Here is a 17204-nt window from a genome sequence, read left to right on the forward strand (position 1 = left end):
AGTCACGCACCATGGTAGTGCCGGCCGTGGGTCCGACGGGTAGTGCCGGCCGCTGGCCGGCAAACAGTAACCATCAGCAGTCATCCAATCGGAACGCATCCCGCAGCCAATGCAGCTGCGGCGGCTCGCCGGTGGCCTCGACCACATCGAAGCGGCAGGGCGCATTGGCCAGCGCCGGGTGGTCCTGCAGGTACAGCTGCGCGGCATGGGCCAGGCGCCGGCATTTGCGCGCATCGACCGAAGCGGCGCCACCGCCGAAATCCGATCGCGCACGGTAGCGCACTTCCACGAACACCACGGTGCCGGCATCGTCCATCACCAGGTCCAGTTCACCGCCGCGATAGCGCACGTTGCGTGCACGCGGCCGCAGTCCGGCCAGTTGCAGGTGCTGCTCGGCGGCGGCTTCCACCGCCGAGCCCCGTTGGCTGCGCTCAGCGACCACCGACGATCGGCATCGGCCGGCCGCCACTGAAGGTCGACCATGCCGGCTGGCGCAGGATGTTGCCATTGCTGTCCAGGAACAGGGTGCCGGTGGCACCGTCCAGGCCGCCTTCGTTGGACAGCTTGTCCAGGTAGGCGGTGATCTTCCAGGCGTCGGCACCGAAGGCGAACAGGCGGCCGGCCGCACCGCGTGCGCTCGGCAGGGTGCTGGCCACCTGGCTGGCCGACGGCAGGCCGGACACGCTGCGCACGTTCCAGGCTTCGTTCGGGTAGACGATGCCGTCCAGCGCCACGTCTTCTTCCACTTTGCCGCTGCCGACGGTCAGCTGCGAGGTGCCGACGCGGGTCGCGCCACCGGCACCGGCCAGCGCCAGCTGCGGCGCCAGCAGGCGCGCCTGCGGCGCACGCACGGCGAGGAACACGGCATCGACCTGGCCGGCGTTGCGCACCTGGGCGCTGACGTCGCCCACCGCATCGCTGACGCCGACCGTGGCCACGACCTGGCCACCGCGCTGGGCGAAACGCTGGGCGAAGGCGGCGGCGGCACGGCGGCCGGTGTCGTCGGCGCTGTTGATCACCAGCGCCTTGCCGCGCTCGCGGCCGCGCAGGTACTCGGCCGCGACGATGCCGTCGTCTTCCGGTGCCAGCGAGAAGCCGGCACTGCCGGCCGGCGGTGCGTCCTTGCCGCGGTTCAGGGCCAGCACCGGCACCTGCAGCTGCTGGCGGCCGTACACCGCGTCCACCTCGTCGCGGCCCAGCGGGCCGACCACGAAGTCGGCACCGGAGGCAACGGCCTTGTCGTAGGCGGCGAGGGCGCCGGCCGGGGTGCCGGCGGTGTCGAAGAAGTTGATGTCCGGGCGGCGGCGGCTTTCACCGTAGTAGGCGCTCAACAGGCCATCGCGCACCGGCTGTGCGGCGGTGGCCAGGCGGCCGCTGAGCGGCAGCAGCACGGCCAGCTTGGCCGGCGGGCGGTAACCGTCGCTCATCGCCGGCGGGCGCTTGCTGGTGTCGAACTGGGCCGCGCCATCGCGGTCGAACGGGCGCGGCAGCGGCAGGCCACGCGCGATCAGTGCGCGGCCGGCGAAGTTGTAGAGCGGGTCGTTGGCCGGCAGGGCGGCGGCGCGGCTGCGCAGGGTGGCATCGTCGAGGGTACCGAGCAGGCCGGCAATGGCGGCCTGGTTCTCGCTGCGCGCGCTGCCGGTCAGGCTGGAATGGGCGCGGGCGCGCTCGGTGGCGGCACCGAAGGCATCGCCGGTGCCCTGCAGGGCGCCGGCACGGGCCAGGTACCAGCGCGTACGCAGGGCCGGCAGCACGTTGTCGCCATGGTCCTTCAGCAGGGCCAGCGCCTGCGCCGGCTGCTTGTCGGCCAGGGCCAGCTCGGCACTGGTCAGCTGGTAGCGCTGCAGGCTGGCGCCGGACAGCTGGCGGGCGGTGAGCTGGCCGAGCAGGCTGCGCGCGCGGGCACTGTCACCGGCGAGGTGCCAGGCCCAGGCCGCATCGGCCAGTGCGTTGCTGCGGGCACCGCCACGCAGCGTGGCGGCCAGGCCTTCCAGCTGCAGTGCGGCGTCGCGCGGCTTGCCCTGTTCGATCAGCGCCAGCGCCTGGCCCTGGGCCGGCGAATCGGGGGTGCTGGTCAGGCTGGTGGTGGCACAACCGGCCAGCAGCATCAGCGACAACGACAGGGCGGAGATCCGTGCGGCGGGCTTGTTCATGATCGGGTCCATGCGATGAGGGCAGCGGCCTTGGCCGGGTACACGCTACGATTCTACCCTTGCCCCGTGAGTACCGCTGAAATGAGTGTCCCAACCCTGTACGTCGTCGCCACCCCGATCGGCAACCTGGCCGATCTGAGCCCGCGCGCGCAGGAGGTGCTGCGCTCGGTGGCGGCCATCTGTGCCGAGGACACCCGCCGCAGCGGCCAGCTGCTGTCCCATTTCGGCATCCAGCAGCCGCTGGTGGCCCTGCACGAGCACAACGAGGAGGCGCTGGCGCAGCGGCTGGTCTCGCGCCTGCAGGCCGGCGAGTCGCTGGCGCTGGTCAGTGACGCCGGTACGCCGCTGGTCAGCGATCCGGGGTTCCGCCTGGTGCGTGCCGCGCGCGCGGCGGGCATCAAGGTCAGCCCGGTGCCCGGCGCCTGCGCCGCCATCGCCGCGCTGAGCGTGGCCGGCCTGCCCAGCGACCGTTTCAGTTTCGAGGGCTTCCTGCCGGCCAAGGCCAGCGGCCGCCGCGACCGCCTGCAGGCGCTGGCCGGCGAAGTGCGCACGATGGTGTTCTACGAATCCTCGCACCGCATCGCCGAATCGCTGGCCGACATGGCGGCGATCTTCGGCGGCGAGCGCCCGGCGGTGCTGGCCCGCGAGCTGACCAAGCTGTTCGAGACCGTGCTTGATGGCGACCTGGCGGGCCTGCTGGCGAACGTCGAGGCCGACGACAACCAGCGCAAGGGCGAATTCGTGGTGATGGTGCAGGGCGCCGGCGATGACGAGGAAGCGCAGCTGGCCCACGGCCGCCGCGTCTACGCGAAGCTGAGCGAGCACCTGCCGCCGTCGACCGCCGCCAAGCTGGCCGCGGAACTGACCGGTGCGCCGCGCAAGGCGTTGTACGGCAGTTGATGGATCGTGCGGACCAGGGGCCGCACCCACCAGAGCAGCGGAACCGGTAGATCCACGCCATGCGTGGATGAATGGACCGCGCCACGGCCTGCACCCACCCAGGCGGAACCGTCCGCGCCATGCCTTGCGGCGTCAGGACTGCAGGGGTGTGGCGAGGGTGTCCAGATAGTCGGCAATCTCGGCAATCACCGAAGAGAGATCCGGCGCGATCAGGCGGTTCCTGCGCAGGAAGGCGCGCCACTGGGTCTGCTTCTGGGTATCTGCGGCGAACGACTGAGTCAGTCCGTAGGGCAGGGGCGTTGGCGCCGGGGTCCTTCGTCGATCAAACGTCGCGCCAATGGCCGCAATGAGGTGCGGGCGATCCATGGCGTCTTCGCGGATCAGTGCCAGCAAGTCGAAGTAGTCCTTCATCCTGCTGTTAGCGATGCCCAGTGCCGCTATGGCCTCCAACTTCTCGGCAAACACGGTTTCGCGCGGATAGACGTGCAGGCACGGTGGAGGAAAGCCATCGAGCATCACCGGGTAGGTGATTTCCTGCGGTGGAGGAATCACCGCGTCGCCAAACCCCACGTCCCACTGTACGTGGCAGCGCGATCGACCAAGATGTGCTATCAGGCGCATTCGCAGCCCCTCATACTCCGCTTCTTCGCGGGTGGCCTCGATGGCGATGCTGCGTGGGTCGAAGCACAGGCCGTCGTCGCCCGCTATTGCGCAGAGCGACCGTGCGATGTGCAGCAGATGGCCGGGATGTGCAGAGCCGAATCGCAGAAAGTCGGCATCCCGCGTGGGACGGTGGGGCGCGTCGAACCACACTGCAAACAACATGGCCCCCTTCAGCAGGAACTGGTCGCGGTATCGGGAAGCGGAGAGCCGGTAGAGCAGGCGCTCAACGGCGAACCGGTCCAGAACGAACTGAAAGTCCTCGCCTCGGCTGCGCGCGAGATCAAGCAGCCGTTGCCGGATGGAAGCAACGCGCCGGGGAAGCGTTGGAGAGTGGGTCACGCCAAGGCATCGAGGTACGGTCTCATCAGTCTGGCAACGCGGCAGATCCGCGCATACTCCATCAACGCATCCGGGGTGGTTGCACGGCTGTGAAGCGCGTCACGCAGGGCTTCAAGTGCGACATCAAGTCCTACGAGATTGCGGAACTTGAAGCAATCGACGACGGTTTTGGCTACGTTACTGACGTATATGAGACGCCTGCCTACGCGACGTTCTTCCAGCCCCACATTGAGGGTCGTTGCCGACATGCGGACCACACGGAGGGGGGGCCAGTCGATCCGCGGAACGCGGTCGTTGTTGCCGATGGAGACCCAGCGTTCGAATGGCGCCTGGGTGGTCAGGCCATGCAGGCGCAGGGCACTCAGCAGGCATAGACGGGGGTGCGGCAGGCGTTCTGCAATGATCTGCAGTCCATCATCGGTGTCGTCGCTGTTTCTTTCCGCCAACGCATAGACGCCACGGGACAACCGGATCAGTGCACCGGCCTCGACGAGGCGAGTCAGCTGGGCGCGGGCGATCCCGGCAGTGACCAGTTCGCGGGCGCGCAGGGTGCCTGCGCGTCGCAGCAGCTTTCGTGCCCGGGCCTCGGGGTTTCCCATGATGGCATTGTTCCATAACGTCGGGTTTTTTGAATATCGACGGACAAAACGGAACATCGTCGGCTGCGATGACTGGACGGTGCGACAAGCTCCGCACCCACCCACGCGGAATCTCTGGAGCCACGCCACGCGTGGAAGGTTGAACCGGACGCCGCGATCGGCACGGCAGGAAGGGCGTGCGTACGCTAGAATACGCGCTGGCGGAGTCGGCCAGACAGTCGCGTCATCCCTTCGGGGGTGCCGAGGAAAGTCCGGGCTCCATAGGGCAAGGTGCCAGGTAACGCCTGGGCGGCGCAAGCCGACGGAAAGTGCAACAGAAAGATACCGCCTACGTCTTCTTCGGAAGGCCGGTAAGGGTGAAATGGTGCGGTAAGAGCGCACCGCGAGTCTGGCAACAGACCGGCACGGCAAACCCCACCTGGAGCAAGACCAAATAGGGATCCTTTGGCGCGGCCCGCGTTGGATCCGGGTAGGTTGCTTGAGCGTTGCGGTGACGTAACGCCTAGAGGAATGACTGTCCACGACAGAACCCGGCTTATCGGCCGGCTCCGCCTCTTTCTTCCATAGGCACGAACTGCGCATCGGTAGTGCCGGCCGCTGGCCGGCAGCTTCACGATGCCCGCAGCGGCGGACAGGGTGCTGCCGGCCAGCGGCCGGCACTACCTCGACGTCGCGCGGTCCTCAGCCCGGCGTGCGGTACTGCCCGGCGGAAATGAACTGCGAGAAGCGCTCGCACCACACCACGACGGTGGTGTAGTCGTCCACATCCACGTTCGCGGGCACCTCGACCAGGAAGCGGTTGAAGGTCTTCACTTCGCCGATGCGCTGGGCCTGCGCCTTGATCTTCAGGAAGTCGGCCTTGTTGTCGACGAAGTCGCGGACCAGGTACACCTTGTAGTCCGGGCCCGGTCCCATCTTCCCGTCGAAGGCGACCTGGGTGGCACTGACACTGACCTTGCCTTCGGCCCAGTGCACTGCGTCGCTGCCCTTCAGGTCGCGGCGGAACGTGGTGCGGTAGGTGGCGTCTTTCATGGCGGCCTGTACCTGTTCCACCGGCGGGTCATCGGGGGCGATCAGGATCGGCAGGAGGTAGACGCCCAGGCCGAAGCCCAGGCCGAGGGTGAGCAGGTGGGTGGCGAGCAGGATGAGGATGCGGCGCATGGGGCCTCCTTGTGGTTGCGGTCGATCGCGCGGCGAAAGGCCGGGCGCGACCACCCTGGGAGGTGAGGGCCGACATTTATAGACACAGTGCCGAATGCGAAAAGGACACAGTGGGCCGGCTGCGATGCTGGAACCCTGTGGCACGGGCGGATCGCGGTCGGCGCTGGAAGCTGAATGACGTTTCAGGCGTGGTGCGCTGACGACGACCGTCACTTCAATGACGACACGCGTGCGGGTAGTGCCGGCCGCTGGCCGGCAGCTTTATGGTGCATCCGAAGATCCAGAGGTTGCCGGCCAGCGGCCGGCACTACCCCCCGCCAAGAGCGTCTGGCCAAGGGCCGTCATGACCGGGTCAGAAAATGACGTGGCTCTGTCCGCTGGGGACACCCTGCGGGCCGAAGCGGCGCTCGTAGATCTCGCCGTGGCCGTCGCCATCGATCAGCAGCACGGTGCTGGCGCGGGTGCCGTAGTCGTCGCCGCGGATGAAGGCCGGGCTCAGCCAGCGCTCGCGCTCCAGACCGATGCCGGTGTCGGGCAGGTCGCTGTCGGCGGGGCGGTGTTCGTCGGCCAGGGCGGCCCAGAGCGAGGTCAGATCCCTTTCGCGCTGCGAAAGGGATCTGACCCCGTCTTCCTGCAGCCAGGCTTCAAGGGCCGCCATCAGCCGCCGGGTCTTCGGCCAGGGGGCGTCCAGCGCGCCGTTGGACATGCCGTGTACGCCCGGGCCAAGCGTCTGCCGTTCGGCGGGATGGTTGCCCACGTACTCCAGGCTGTCGCTATCGGCCAGCAGGAGATTGAACGGGGCGTAGGCGCCAGCCACGGTCGCCAAGCGGTCGATATGCACGGCCGCCGGCTCGCGGCCGCGCAGGAAGTCGGCCACCAGCGCGCCCCGCGACGGGCCGGTCTGGGCGGCCAGCGGGTCGCGGACGTTGGTGACCACCGCCATCCGGCCCGAGGCGCCAACCCCGGCCCAGCCTCCGCCGGAGCGCAGGTCGCGACCGCCGATGACCGACGTCTCATCCTGCCAGGGGGCCAGCGCCGCCGTCGGGCGGGCGTGGAACTCATCACGGTTGCCGGCCATCACCAGCCGCCACCGCGGGTGGTGCATCCAGCCAAGAGCGAGCAGGCACATGGCTTCATTGTGCACGGTTTGCGCAGTCTGGCGCCGTTTCCGGCCCGCTCCGGATGAATGCGCGGCCGATGTTTCACGCCCTGCCCACGCCCCTGAACTTCCGTTCAATCTCAAAAATTGAGACGGATCAGCAACTTGTGGATAAGCCTTGAACAATTCTCTAAAGGTTGTTGCAAGCCATTGATGCGGCTGGCGATTTCCCTGCTGAAAAGTTGTTGACAACCCTCCGCCCGCTGCTAAGGTGGGCATCAGAGGGAAATCCGGGTGTTTTGTGGGTTTTCGTGGTTCAATGTTTCACCGGGCGAAGGACAAGGTGCAGGCGTCGTGTTCCAGGGCGAGACGGCCATCACAGTTGACGACAAGGGGCGCATGGCGGTTCCCACCGCTTACCGCGACCTCGTCGCGCGCGCCAGCAACAACCGTCTCGTGCTGACCTACAACCCGTTCGAAGCCGGCTGCCTGTGGCTGTACGCAGAGTCGGAATGGGAGCGGGTCCGCGACGATGTGATGTCCAAGCCCAACACCCAGCGCGTCGTGCGCCTGTTGCAGCAGAAGCTGGTCGGCTCGGCCGCCCATCTGGAACTGGACGGCAACGGTCGCATCAGCATCCCCGCCAGCCACCGCGGTGCGGTGGGCATTGAGAAGAAGGCGGTATTGCTCGGCATGGGCGACAAGTTCGAATTGTGGAGCGAGCAGGCGCATCGGGCCCTGATCCAGCAGACGTTGTCTGACGAGGATCTGGGTGATGGGTTGCTCGACCTGAAGTTGTGAGCCGGGGTGCCCGGATGCGCCCAGAAGCGCAGGCCGGTCACCTTCCGGTGTCGCAGTCGCCGGCGGTGCACCTGCCGGTCCTGTACACCCAGGTCCTTGAAGGCCTGAGGGTGATCGAAAACGGACGTTATCTGGATGGCACGTTCGGTCGTGGCGGTCATGCACGTGGCGTGCTCACCCAGCTCGGTCCCGAGGGGCGCCTGCTGGTCATGGACAAGGATCCGGAAGCCATCGCCGTTGCCGAGCGCGATTTCGCGCCGGACCCGCGCGTGTCCATCTTCCGTGGCAGCTTCGCCCAGCTGCTGCAGTGGGATGCGACGGCCGAAGGCCTGGACGGCGTGCTGTTCGACCTGGGTGTGTCGTCGCCGCAGCTGGACGTGGCCGAACGTGGCTTCAGCTTCGGCAAGGACGGCCCGCTGGACATGCGCATGGACCCGGACAGCGGTGAAAGCGCCGCGCAGTGGATCAATCGCGTGGAAGAGCGCGAGATCGCTGATGTGCTGTGGACCTACGGCGAAGAGCGGCAGAGCCGGCGCATCGCCCGCGCCATCGTGGCCCGCCGCGAGAAGCAGCCGTTCTCCCGCACCGCCGAACTGGCCGAGCTGATCGCCTCGGTGATGCCGCGTGGGAAGGACAAGATCCACCCGGCCACGCGCAGCTTCCAGGCCATCCGCATCCACATCAACCGCGAGCTGGCCGATCTGGAAGCCGGGCTCGATGCGGCGGTGGAACGGCTCAAGCCCGGTGGCCGCCTGGCGGTGATCAGCTTCCACTCGCTGGAAGACCGCATCGTCAAGCAGTACATGAACCGCCTGGCCAAGGCGCCGCCGGCCAACCGCCGGCTGCCCGAGGCGGTCGCGTTCGTGCCGACGCTGGACCTGATCGGCGGTGCCATCAAGGCCACCGACGACGAGCTGGCCGCCAACCCGCGTGCCCGCAGCGCCGTGCTGCGCGTGGCACAGAAGCGGGAGGCCGATGCATGAGCCGGCTGCTGCTGATCATCCTGCTGGCCTGCACCGTCGCCTCGGCGATCGGCGTGGTGTTCGTGCGCCACCGCCACCGGCAGACCTTCATCGAACTGTCGCGTGCCGAGCGCAAGCGCGATGACATCAATCTTGAGTTCGGCCGCCTGCAGCTGGAACAGGCCACCCTGGCCGAAGCCAACCGCGTGGACCGCATCGCCCGCGAGAAGCTCGGCATGAAGTTCCCCGAGGCGGCTGACATCGTGGTGGTGCGCCCATGAGCAAGACCGGCCGCAACCGCCCGCGCAACGCCTTCAACCTGCGCCAGCGCCTGCGCTGGGTCGCGCTGGCGCTCGGCCTGTGCTCGGTGTCGCTGGTGGGTCGCGCGGCCTACGTGCAGATCATCAACAGCGACTTCTACCAGCGCCAGGGCGAGGCCCGCTACCTGCGCGAGCTGCCGATCAAGACCTCGCGCGGCATGATCACCGACCGCAACGGCGAGCCGCTTGCGGTGTCCACCCCGGTCGCCTCGATCTGGGTCAACCCGCAGGACCTGCTGCGTTCGCCCGAGCGCATCCCGGAGCTGGCCCAGGCGGTCGGCATGTCGGTGGATGAGCTGAGCAGCCGCCTGTCGCAGAAGTCGGACAAGGAATTCATGTACCTGCGCCGCCGGATCAATCCGGACGAGGCAGAGAAGGTGGTCGCGCTGAAGATCCCGGGCGTGGCGGCGCAGCGCGAGTTTCGCCGCTTCTACCCGCAGGGTGAGGCGATGGCGCACGTGCTGGGCTTCACCAATATCGACGACCGCGGCCAGGAAGGCCTGGAACTGGCGTTCGACGAATGGCTGCGCGGCAAGCCCGGTGCGAAGCGGGTGATCCGCAACCGCAAGGGCGAGACCGTCGAAAGCGATCTGCTGCGCGCCGCCGAGCCGGGCAAGGACCTGACGCTCAGCATCGACCGCCGCATCCAGTACCTGGCCTTCAAGGAACTGCGCAACGCGCTGGTGGCCAACAAGGCGGCCGGCGGTTCGATGGTGATCATGGACGTGACCACCGGCGAGATCCTGGCCATGGTCAACCTGCCGACCTACAACCCGAACTCGCTGACCGGCGCGATCCCCGATACGCGCCGCAACCGCGCGGTGACCGACCTGGTCGAGCCGGGTTCGACGATGAAGCCGCTGACCATTGCCACCGCGCTGCAGGCCGGGGCGGTGACCAAGGACACCATCATCGACACCAACCCGGGCTACATGACCCTGGGCCGCTTCACCATCCGCGACGTGCCGCGCAACAACGGTGTGCTCAACGTGACCGGCGTGATCACCCGCAGTTCGAACGTGGGTGCGGCCAAGGTTGCGGCGAAGATGCCGGACCAGACCTTCTACGACGGCGTGCGCCGCTTCGGCTATGGCTCGGCGCCGCACAGTGGTTTCCCGGGGGAATCGGCCGGCGTGGTGATGCGCCCGGCGCGCTGGTCGGGCACCACCAAGACCACCATGTCCTACGGCTACGGCCTGTCGGTGACGCCGCTGCAGATCGCCACCGCCTATTCGGCGCTGGCCAACGGCGGCAGGTTGATCGCGCCGACCTTCGTCAAGGGCCAGCGCAACGAGGGCCAGCAGATCATCGACGAGAACGTCGCCCGGCAGGTGGTGGCGATGATGGAAACGGTGGTCACCCAGGGCGGTGCCAAGCAGGCGGCCGTACTGGGCTACCGCGTGGCCGGCAAGACCGGTACCGCGCGCAAGGCCGGCCCGGGTGGTTATGAGCGCGGGCATTACAACGCGCTGTTCGCCGGCGTGGTGCCGGCCACCAACCCGCGCTTTGCCACTGTCATCGTCATCAACGACCCGCAGGCCGGCAAGTTCTACGGCGGCCTGGTCTCGGCGCCGGTCTACCACAACGTGATGGAAGGCACCCTGCGCCTGATGGACGTGCCGCTGGACGACCTGCAGTCGTGGCTGGCCGCACAGCAGTCCGGCAAGGTCGGCCATTCGGCTTCGATCCTGCCTGCGCCGCCGGCCGAGACCGCGCTGCCGGTCGATGCCGCCGCTGAATTCGACGCTGCGCTGCCGAGCGCGCAAGCCCAGACGCCGCCCGCTACGGGAGGCACGCAATGAGTCCTTCGATGTTGCTTTCGCAGTTGCTTCCGGACGTGGCCCTGGCGGGTCATGATCCCGTTCTGACCGGCCTGGTGCTGGACAGCCGTGCCGTGCGCCCCGGTAACGCCTTCGTCGCCATCGCCGGTTTCGGCGCGCATGGCCTGGGCTTTGTCGAGCAGGCGCGCGCTGCCGGTGCCAGTGCCATCCTGTTCGAACCGCCGGCACCGGCCGATCTGCCGGCACCGGCCGATGCGATCGCCGTGCCGGGCCTGCGCGCGCGCATGGGCGCGATGGCCGATCAGTTCCATGGCGCACCGTCGCGGGCAATGGCGATGGTCGGCGTGACCGGCACCAACGGCAAGACCTCCACCGTGCAGCTGCTGGCCCAGGCCTGGCACCTGCTCGGAACGCCCAGTGGCAGTATCGGCACGCTGGGCGCCGGACTTTATGGTGCCGTCGAGCCGACCGGCTTCACCACGCCGCTGGTGCTGCAGATGCATGCGTTGCTGGCCCAGCTGCGCGACGCCGGTGCGCGCGCGGTGGCGATGGAAGTCAGCTCGCATGCGCTCGACCAGGGCCGCGTGGACGCCGTGCACTACGACGTGGCGGTGTTCACCAACCTCACCCGCGACCATCTGGATTACCACGGCGACATGGCCAGCTACGGCGCGGCCAAGGCGCGGCTGTTCCATCGCCCGGGCCTGAAGGCGGCGGTGATCAACCTGGACGATGCCTTCGGCCGCCAGCTGTTCGCGGGCCTGCCGGCCAGCGTGCAGCCGATCGGGCTGAGCTCCCGTGGTGCCGAGGACGCCAGCGTGCGCGCCGAGGCGCTGCAGCTTGACGGTCGTGGCATCGCCTTCGAACTGGTCATCGACGGCCAACGCGCTGCGGTGCAGTCGCCGCTGCTGGGCCGCTTCAACGTGGACAACCTGCTGGCCGTGGCCGGTACCCTGCACGCGCAGGGGCAGCCGCTGCCGCGTATCGCCGAAGTGCTGTCGGCGCTGCAGCCGATCCGTGGCCGCATGAACCGCCTCGGCGGCGAGAATGGTCTGCCGACCGTGGTGGTCGACTACGCACATACCCCGGACGCGCTGGAGCAGGCGCTGGACAGCCTGCAGGGCCACCTGCACGGCGCGCTGTTCTGCGTGTTCGGCTGCGGTGGCGAGCGCGATACCGGCAAGCGCCCGCAGATGGCGGCGATCGCCGAGCGCCTGGCCAACCAGGTCATCGTCACCGACGACAACCCGCGTGGCGAAGACGGCGACGTGATCGTGGCCGACATCCTGGCCGGCTTCCAGAACGCCGATGCCGTGACCGTGCAGCGCAGCCGCGCGCGCGCGATCGGCCTGGCGGTGAAGCGCGCCGGTGCCGGCGACATCATCCTGATCGCCGGCAAGGGCCACGAGCCGTACCAGGAAGTGAATGGCGTGCGCCATGACTTCGACGACACCGAAGTGGCCGCGGCTGCACTGGCGGCCAAGGCCGGTGTTCTAGAGGCACAGGCCGGGGAGGGCGCCGCATGAAGCGCACCCTGCTTTCGCTGATCGCACACTGGGCCGGCGGCGAGATCCACGGCGACGACGTGGCCATCGATGCGGTCAGCAATGACACCCGCAACCTGGGCCCCGGCAGCCTGTATGTCGCGCTGCGCGGTGAGCGTTTCGACGGCCATGACTTCGCGGCCGACGCGCAGGCGCGCGGTGCCAGTGCGCTGCTGGTCGAGCGCCTGCTGCCGATCGAACTGCCGCAGGTGCTGGTGGCCGACAGCGAACTGGCACTGGCCAGGATCGCCACCGGCATGCAGCGTGACCGTGGCACCGAGGTGTTCGCGATCACCGGCAGCAACGGCAAGACCAGCGTGAAGAGCCTGCTGCTGTCGATCCTGCAGCAGGTGGCCCAGCACGCGCACAAGGTGGTCTACGCCAATCCGGGCAACCGCAACAACGAGATCGGCCTGCCGCTGGCGGTGATCGATGCACCGGAAGATGCCGACTATGCCGTCTACGAGATGGGTGCCGGCAAGCCGGGCGACATCGCCTACCTGACCGACATCGCCCGCCCGCGCTACGCGCTGGTCAACAACATCGCCCCGGCGCACCTGGAGCGGATGGGCAGCCTGCTCGGCGTGGCGGTGACCAAGGGCGCGATCTATGCCGCGCTGCCCGCCGATGGCGTGGCGGTGATCAATGCCGACGATGCGTACGGCCGCTGGTTCGAACAGCATTTTGTCGGCACCCCGGCGCGCTGCCGCGTGCTGCGCTTTGGCCTGGAGCATTCGGCAGACGTGACCGCGCGCGACATCCGCGCCGGTGCGCAGGGCAGCCAGTTCACCCTGGTCGCGCCGGTCGGCGAAGCCCGCGTGGTGCTGGGCCTGCCGGGCCGCCACAACGTCAGCAATGCACTGGCCGCCGCCAGCCTGGCGCTGGCCGCCGGCATCGACCTGGCACGCATCGCGACAGGCCTGGCCGAGGCACAGCCGGTGCCGGGCCGCCAGATCGCCCATCAGCTGCGCAATGGCGCGGTGCTGGTGGACGACAGCTACAACGCCAACCCCGGTTCGCTGGCAGCGGCCATCGATGCCCTGGCCGCCGCGCCGGAAGAGGGTTGGCTGGTGCTGGGCGACATGCGCGAGCTGGGCCCGGATGCCGAAGCGCTGCATGCGCAGGCGGGCCTCCGCGCACGCGCCGCCGGACTCAAGCGCCTGTATGCGCTGGGCCCGCTCAGCGCCGCCGCCGCTGCCGCCTTCGGCGACGGTGGCCGTCATTTCGCCACCCATGACGCGCTGTCACAGGCGCTGAAGGACGAGCTGCACGCCGGCGTGCGCTGCCTGGTCAAGGGGTCCCGTGGCAGCGCCATGGACACGATTGTCAAAGCGCTGCTGGCGCAAGGAGAGGAATCCCCGCATGTTGTATGAACTGGCTCGATGGTTGCAGCAGTTGGAGAGCCTGTTCGGGCTGTTCAACTACCAGACGTTCCGCGCCATCCTTGCCGCGCTGACGGCCCTGTTCCTGTCGCTGTGGCTCGGCCCGGCGATGATCCGCAAGCTTGCCCAGTTCAAGGGTGGCCAGCCGATCCGCAAGGACGGTCCGCAGACCCATTTCTCCAAGGCCGGCACGCCGACCATGGGCGGTTCGCTGATCCTGCTCACCGTCACCCTGTCGGTACTGATGTGGGCCGACCTGCGCAACCGCTACGTGTGGCTGGTGCTGGCGGTGATGCTGTGCTTCGGCGCCATCGGCTGGTATGACGACTGGATCAAGATCGTCCGCCGTGACCCGAACGGCCTGAAGTCGCGCTGGAAGTACCTGCTGCAGTCGATCTTCGGCCTGGCCGCGGGCCTGTTCCTGTTCTATACGGCCGACGTGCCGGCGGCGCTGACGTTCTACATCCCGATGTTCAAGTCGGTCGCGCTGCCGCTGGCCGGCATCGGCTTCGTGGCCATCGCCTACTTCTGGATCGTCGGTTTCTCCAACGCGGTGAACCTGACCGACGGCCTGGACGGCCTGGCGATCATGCCCACCGTGCTGGTGGCCTGCGCACTGGGCGTGTTCGCCTACGCCTCGGGCAACGTGGTGTTCGCCAACTACCTGCAGATCCCGCAGATTCCGGGCGCGGGCGAGCTGGTCATCATCTGCGCGGCGATCGCCGGCGCGGGCCTGGGCTTCCTGTGGTTCAACACCTATCCGGCCATGGTGTTCATGGGCGACATCGGTGCACTGGCGCTGGGTGCGGTGCTGGGCACGATCGCGGTGATCACCCGCCAGGAGCTGGTGCTGGTGATCATGGGCGGCGTGTTCGTCATCGAGACGCTGTCGGTGATGATCCAGGTCGCATCGTTCAAGCTGACCGGCAAGCGCGTGTTCCGCATGGCGCCGATCCACCACCATTTCGAACTGAAGGGCTGGCCGGAGCCGCGCGTGATCGTGCGCTTCTGGATCATCTCCGTCGTGCTCGTGCTGATCGGCCTGGCCACGTTGAAGGTGCGCTGAGATGAACGACCTGTCCCGCCAGGCAACACGCCTTGAAGCCATCGAAGGCAGCTACGACAAGTGGCTGCTGGGCGCGATCATCGCGCTCACCGGTGTCGGCGTGGTGATGGTGGCCTCCAGCTCGATCGCGCTGATGAGCAGCCCGTTCTATTACCTCAACCGCCACCTGATCTTCCTGGCGGTGGGTATCGTGCTGGCGGTCATCGCCGCCCGCACCGAGCTGAAGTCGATCGAGCAGTACAACCAGATGCTGCTGCTGGGCTGCTTCGTGCTACTGCTGGCGGTGTTCGCGCCGGGCCTGGGCAGCACGGTCAACGGCGCACGCCGCTGGATCAACCTGGGCATTTCCAAGTTCCAGACGGTCGAGGCGGTGAAGGTGCTCTACATCGTCTGGCTGTCCAGCTACCTGGTGCGCTTCCGCGACGAGGTCAATGCGACCTGGCCGGCGATGCTCAAGCCGCTGGGCGTGGCCGGCGCGCTGGTGGTGCTGCTGCTGCTGCAGCCGGACTTCGGTTCCTCGACCCTGCTGCTGGCGATCACCGCCGGCATGCTGGTGCTGGGCGGGGTCAACATGCCGCGCATGTCGATGCCGGTGATCATCGGCCTGGTCGGCATGAGCGCGCTGGCGATCATCGAGCCGTACCGCATGCGCCGCATCACCTCCTTCCTGGACCCGTGGGCTGACCAGCAGGGCGACGGCTACCAGCTGTCCAACGCACTGATGGCAGTGGGCCGTGGCGAATGGACCGGCGTCGGCCTGGGCAATTCCGTGCAGAAGCTGTACTACCTGCCGGAAGCGCACACCGACTTCATCTTCTCGGTCACCGCCGAGGAATTCGGTTTCCTGGGCACCTGCGTGATCGTGGCGCTGTACGCGCTGCTGGTCGGCCGCACCTTCTGGCTGGGTATGCGCTGCGTGGAAATGAAGCGCCACTTCTCCGGCTACATCGCCTTCGGCATCGGCCTGTGGATCAGCATGCAGACCTTCGTCTCGATCGGCGTGAACCTGGGCATCCTGCCGACCAAGGGCCTGACCCTGCCGCTGATCTCCTCCGGCGGTTCGTCGGTGCTGATGACCTGCGTGGCGATGGGCCTGCTGCTGCGCGTGTCGTATGAACTCAAGCGCGCCGAGCGCCGCCAGGCCGTGCGCATCGGTGGCGCCGAAGACGCCGCGACCGAGCCAGTGGACGCGCCGGCCGCACCGATGGCCACCGGCGTGCCGCTGAGCGCCGCGCCGGTCGCCCCCGCGCCTGCTGCAGCGAACGCCGCGCGCGGCACCAGCCGACTGCAGTCGCGCATCGAACCGACCTTCGGGAGGCTGTCATGAGCGCGGCCACCGATAGCGCGCGTCCGGTGATGATCCTCGCCGGCGGCACTGGCGGCCACATCTTCCCCGGCCTGGCCGTGGCCCGCGTGCTGCGCGGGCGTGGCGTGCCGGTGACCTGGATGGGGGCCGAAGGCGCGATGGAAACGCGCCTGGTGCCGCAGCACGACATTGCCATCGACACGCTGGCCATCACCGGCCTGCGCGGCAAGGGCAAGCTGGCCCTGCTGGCGGCACCGTGGCGGCTGATGCGTGCACTGCGCGCGGCCGGGCTGATCATCCGCAAGCGCCAGCCGCGCGCGGTGGTCGCCTTCGGTGGCTTCGCCTCCGGTCCCGGCGGCATGGCCACGCGCCTGCATGGCCTGCCGCTGATCGTGCATGAGCAGAACCGTGCGCCGGGCCTGACCAACCGCATCCTGTCGCGTTATGCGCGCCGCCTGCTGACCGGTTTCCCGGGCACCTTCGCCCAGCGCGAGGAATTCGTCGGCAACCCGGTGCGTGCGGAAATCGCCGCCATTGCGCCGCCGGAGCAGCGCTTCGCCGACCGTCACGGCCCGCTGCGCGTGCTGGTGGTCGGGGGCAGCCAGGGCGCGCGTGCACTCAACACCGGCGTGCCGCAGGCGATGGCCGCGCTGGGCGCCGACGTGCCGGTGCAGGTGCGCCACCAGAGCGGCGAGAAGATGCATGCCGAAGCGGTCGAGGCGTATGCCAAGGCCGGCGTGCAGGCTGAGATCACCCCGTTCATCGCCGACATGGCCGAGGCCTTCGCCTGGGCTGACCTGGTCGTCTGCCGCGCCGGCGCGTCCACCCTGGCCGAGCTGTGCGCGGTCGGTGTCGGCAGCGTGCTGGTGCCATTCCCGGCTGCCGTCGACGATCACCAGACCCGCAACGCGGAGTACCTGGTCGAGCGCGGCGCGGCGGTGTTGCTGAAGCAGGACGGAACGCTGGCCGACGGCATCGCCGCACTGCTGCGCGATCTGTCCGAAAATCCCGCCCGCCGCATGCAGATGGCGCAAGCCGCGCGTGCCCTGGCCAAGGTCGATGCCGCCGAGCGCATCGCCGATATCATTCTCGAGGAAGCTGTATGAAGAAGGCATGCCACCGCGCCTG

General features: G+C 68.3%; 16 protein-coding genes and 1 other RNA gene. 11 read left to right on the forward strand and 6 right to left on the reverse strand.

Annotated elements, in window-relative coordinates; translation table 11 throughout:
* Window positions 1-73: 73 nt before the first annotated feature.
* Window positions 74-442, reverse strand: a complete 369-nt coding sequence (locus tag AC5P9I_RS06425; RefSeq protein ID WP_057494395.1) for a YraN family protein — start codon at window positions 440-442, stop codon at window positions 74-76.
* On the reverse strand, window positions 432-2153 hold the full coding sequence (locus tag AC5P9I_RS06430; RefSeq protein ID WP_130768492.1) for a penicillin-binding protein activator: 1722 nt from the start codon (window positions 2151-2153) through the stop codon (window positions 432-434). Before AC5P9I_RS06430 ends, AC5P9I_RS06425 begins: the two co-directional genes overlap by 11 nt.
* Before the next feature lie 81 nt (window positions 2154-2234).
* Between AC5P9I_RS06430 and rsmI the strand changes: the two genes are divergently transcribed.
* Window positions 2235-3053, forward strand: a complete 819-nt coding sequence (gene rsmI / locus AC5P9I_RS06435; protein ID WP_074725577.1) for a 16S rRNA (cytidine(1402)-2'-O)-methyltransferase — start codon at window positions 2235-2237, stop codon at window positions 3051-3053.
* A 132-nt stretch (window positions 3054-3185) separates the two neighbouring features.
* Here the strand turns inward: rsmI and AC5P9I_RS06440 are convergent, their stop codons facing one another.
* Both AC5P9I_RS06440 and AC5P9I_RS06445 read right to left on the reverse strand, forming a co-directional pair.
* On the reverse strand, window positions 3186-4055 hold the full coding sequence (locus AC5P9I_RS06440) for a nucleotidyl transferase AbiEii/AbiGii toxin family protein (protein WP_130768491.1): 870 nt from the start codon (window positions 4053-4055) through the stop codon (window positions 3186-3188).
* Entirely contained in the window at window positions 4052-4711 is a 660-nt protein-coding gene (locus AC5P9I_RS06445) for a type IV toxin-antitoxin system AbiEi family antitoxin domain-containing protein (protein WP_130768490.1), read from the reverse strand. Before AC5P9I_RS06445 ends, AC5P9I_RS06440 begins: the two co-directional genes overlap by 4 nt.
* 145 nt (window positions 4712-4856) lie before the next feature.
* On the opposite strand from AC5P9I_RS06445, the gene rnpB reads away from it, so the two are divergent.
* An RNA gene (rnpB, locus tag AC5P9I_RS06450) (RNase P RNA component class A) lies at window positions 4857-5208 on the forward strand.
* A 127-nt stretch (window positions 5209-5335) separates the two neighbouring features.
* Here the strand turns inward: rnpB and AC5P9I_RS06455 are convergent.
* The gene (locus AC5P9I_RS06455) at window positions 5336-5815 is read right to left on the reverse strand and encodes a DM13 domain-containing protein (protein WP_130768489.1); all 480 of its coding nucleotides are present in this window, start codon (window positions 5813-5815) and stop codon (window positions 5336-5338) included.
* Between the two features lie 352 nt (window positions 5816-6167).
* Window positions 6168-6944, reverse strand: coding sequence for an NRDE family protein (locus AC5P9I_RS06460; RefSeq protein ID WP_130768488.1), 777 nt, complete (start codon window positions 6942-6944; stop codon window positions 6168-6170).
* Window positions 6945-7268: 324 nt separating this feature from the next.
* On the opposite strand from AC5P9I_RS06460, the gene mraZ reads away from it, so the two are divergent.
* From mraZ to murG, 9 genes are read left to right on the forward strand one after another with little or no spacing between them, the layout of a single operon-like run.
* The gene (gene mraZ, locus AC5P9I_RS06465; RefSeq protein ID WP_004143635.1) at window positions 7269-7715 is read left to right on the forward strand and encodes a division/cell wall cluster transcriptional repressor MraZ; all 447 of its coding nucleotides are present in this window, start codon (window positions 7269-7271) and stop codon (window positions 7713-7715) included.
* A gap of 14 nt (window positions 7716-7729) precedes the next feature.
* Window positions 7730-8698 (forward strand): 16S rRNA (cytosine(1402)-N(4))-methyltransferase RsmH, encoded by a 969-nt coding sequence (rsmH, locus tag AC5P9I_RS06470; protein ID WP_103282798.1) that lies wholly within the window; start codon window positions 7730-7732, stop codon window positions 8696-8698.
* Window positions 8695-8958, forward strand: a complete 264-nt coding sequence (gene ftsL, locus AC5P9I_RS06475; protein WP_005415286.1) for a cell division protein FtsL — start codon at window positions 8695-8697, stop codon at window positions 8956-8958. Before rsmH ends, ftsL begins: the two co-directional genes overlap by 4 nt.
* Window positions 8955-10799 (forward strand): peptidoglycan D,D-transpeptidase FtsI family protein, encoded by a 1845-nt coding sequence (locus tag AC5P9I_RS06480; protein WP_049406060.1) that lies wholly within the window; start codon window positions 8955-8957, stop codon window positions 10797-10799. Before ftsL ends, AC5P9I_RS06480 begins: the two co-directional genes overlap by 4 nt.
* The gene (locus AC5P9I_RS06485) at window positions 10796-12304 is read left to right on the forward strand and encodes a UDP-N-acetylmuramoyl-L-alanyl-D-glutamate--2,6-diaminopimelate ligase (protein ID WP_053505689.1); all 1509 of its coding nucleotides are present in this window, start codon (window positions 10796-10798) and stop codon (window positions 12302-12304) included. Before AC5P9I_RS06480 ends, AC5P9I_RS06485 begins: the two co-directional genes overlap by 4 nt.
* A complete protein-coding gene (locus AC5P9I_RS06490) occupies window positions 12301-13695 on the forward strand; it encodes a UDP-N-acetylmuramoyl-tripeptide--D-alanyl-D-alanine ligase (RefSeq protein ID WP_130768487.1) in 1395 nt (464 codons plus the stop codon). Before AC5P9I_RS06485 ends, AC5P9I_RS06490 begins: the two co-directional genes overlap by 4 nt.
* The gene (gene mraY / locus AC5P9I_RS06495; RefSeq protein WP_033834434.1) at window positions 13685-14770 is read left to right on the forward strand and encodes a phospho-N-acetylmuramoyl-pentapeptide-transferase; all 1086 of its coding nucleotides are present in this window, start codon (window positions 13685-13687) and stop codon (window positions 14768-14770) included. Before AC5P9I_RS06490 ends, mraY begins: the two co-directional genes overlap by 11 nt.
* Window position 14771: 1 nt before the next feature.
* Window positions 14772-16097 (forward strand): putative lipid II flippase FtsW, encoded by a 1326-nt coding sequence (gene ftsW, locus AC5P9I_RS06500; protein ID WP_130768486.1) that lies wholly within the window; start codon window positions 14772-14774, stop codon window positions 16095-16097.
* A complete protein-coding gene (murG, locus tag AC5P9I_RS06505) occupies window positions 16094-17182 on the forward strand; it encodes an undecaprenyldiphospho-muramoylpentapeptide beta-N-acetylglucosaminyltransferase (RefSeq protein ID WP_130768485.1) in 1089 nt (362 codons plus the stop codon). The genes ftsW and murG overlap by 4 nt, the downstream gene beginning before the upstream one ends.
* The last annotated feature ends 22 nt before the right edge of the window (window positions 17183-17204 follow it).

This window comes from Stenotrophomonas sp. YJH_SMC_29, assembly GCF_059371235.1.

Bases quoted from the DNA above. Each gene is read 5' to 3' on its own strand.
- AC5P9I_RS06430 (WP_130768492.1), bottom strand. From the start codon at position 2,153: ATGAACAAGCCCGCCGCACGGATCTCCGCCCTGTCGTTGTCGCTGATG.
- rsmI (WP_074725577.1), top strand. From the start codon at position 2,235: ATGAGTGTCCCAACCCTGTACGTCGTCGCCACCCCGATCGGCAACCTG.
- AC5P9I_RS06445 (WP_130768490.1), bottom strand. From the start codon at position 4,711: ATGTTCCGTTTTGTCCGTCGATATTCAAAAAACCCGACGTTATGGAAC.
- AC5P9I_RS06455 (WP_130768489.1), bottom strand. From the start codon at position 5,815: ATGCGCCGCATCCTCATCCTGCTCGCCACCCACCTGCTCACCCTCGGC.
- AC5P9I_RS06460 (WP_130768488.1), bottom strand. From the start codon at position 6,944: ATGTGCCTGCTCGCTCTTGGCTGGATGCACCACCCGCGGTGGCGGCTG.
- rsmH (WP_103282798.1), top strand. From the start codon at position 7,730: ATGCGCCCAGAAGCGCAGGCCGGTCACCTTCCGGTGTCGCAGTCGCCG.
- ftsL (WP_005415286.1), top strand. From the start codon at position 8,695: ATGAGCCGGCTGCTGCTGATCATCCTGCTGGCCTGCACCGTCGCCTCG.
- AC5P9I_RS06480 (WP_049406060.1), top strand. From the start codon at position 8,955: ATGAGCAAGACCGGCCGCAACCGCCCGCGCAACGCCTTCAACCTGCGC.
- AC5P9I_RS06485 (WP_053505689.1), top strand. From the start codon at position 10,796: ATGAGTCCTTCGATGTTGCTTTCGCAGTTGCTTCCGGACGTGGCCCTG.
- AC5P9I_RS06490 (WP_130768487.1), top strand. From the start codon at position 12,301: ATGAAGCGCACCCTGCTTTCGCTGATCGCACACTGGGCCGGCGGCGAG.
- mraY (WP_033834434.1), top strand. From the start codon at position 13,685: ATGTTGTATGAACTGGCTCGATGGTTGCAGCAGTTGGAGAGCCTGTTC.
- ftsW (WP_130768486.1), top strand. From the start codon at position 14,772: ATGAACGACCTGTCCCGCCAGGCAACACGCCTTGAAGCCATCGAAGGC.
- murG (WP_130768485.1), top strand. From the start codon at position 16,094: ATGAGCGCGGCCACCGATAGCGCGCGTCCGGTGATGATCCTCGCCGGC.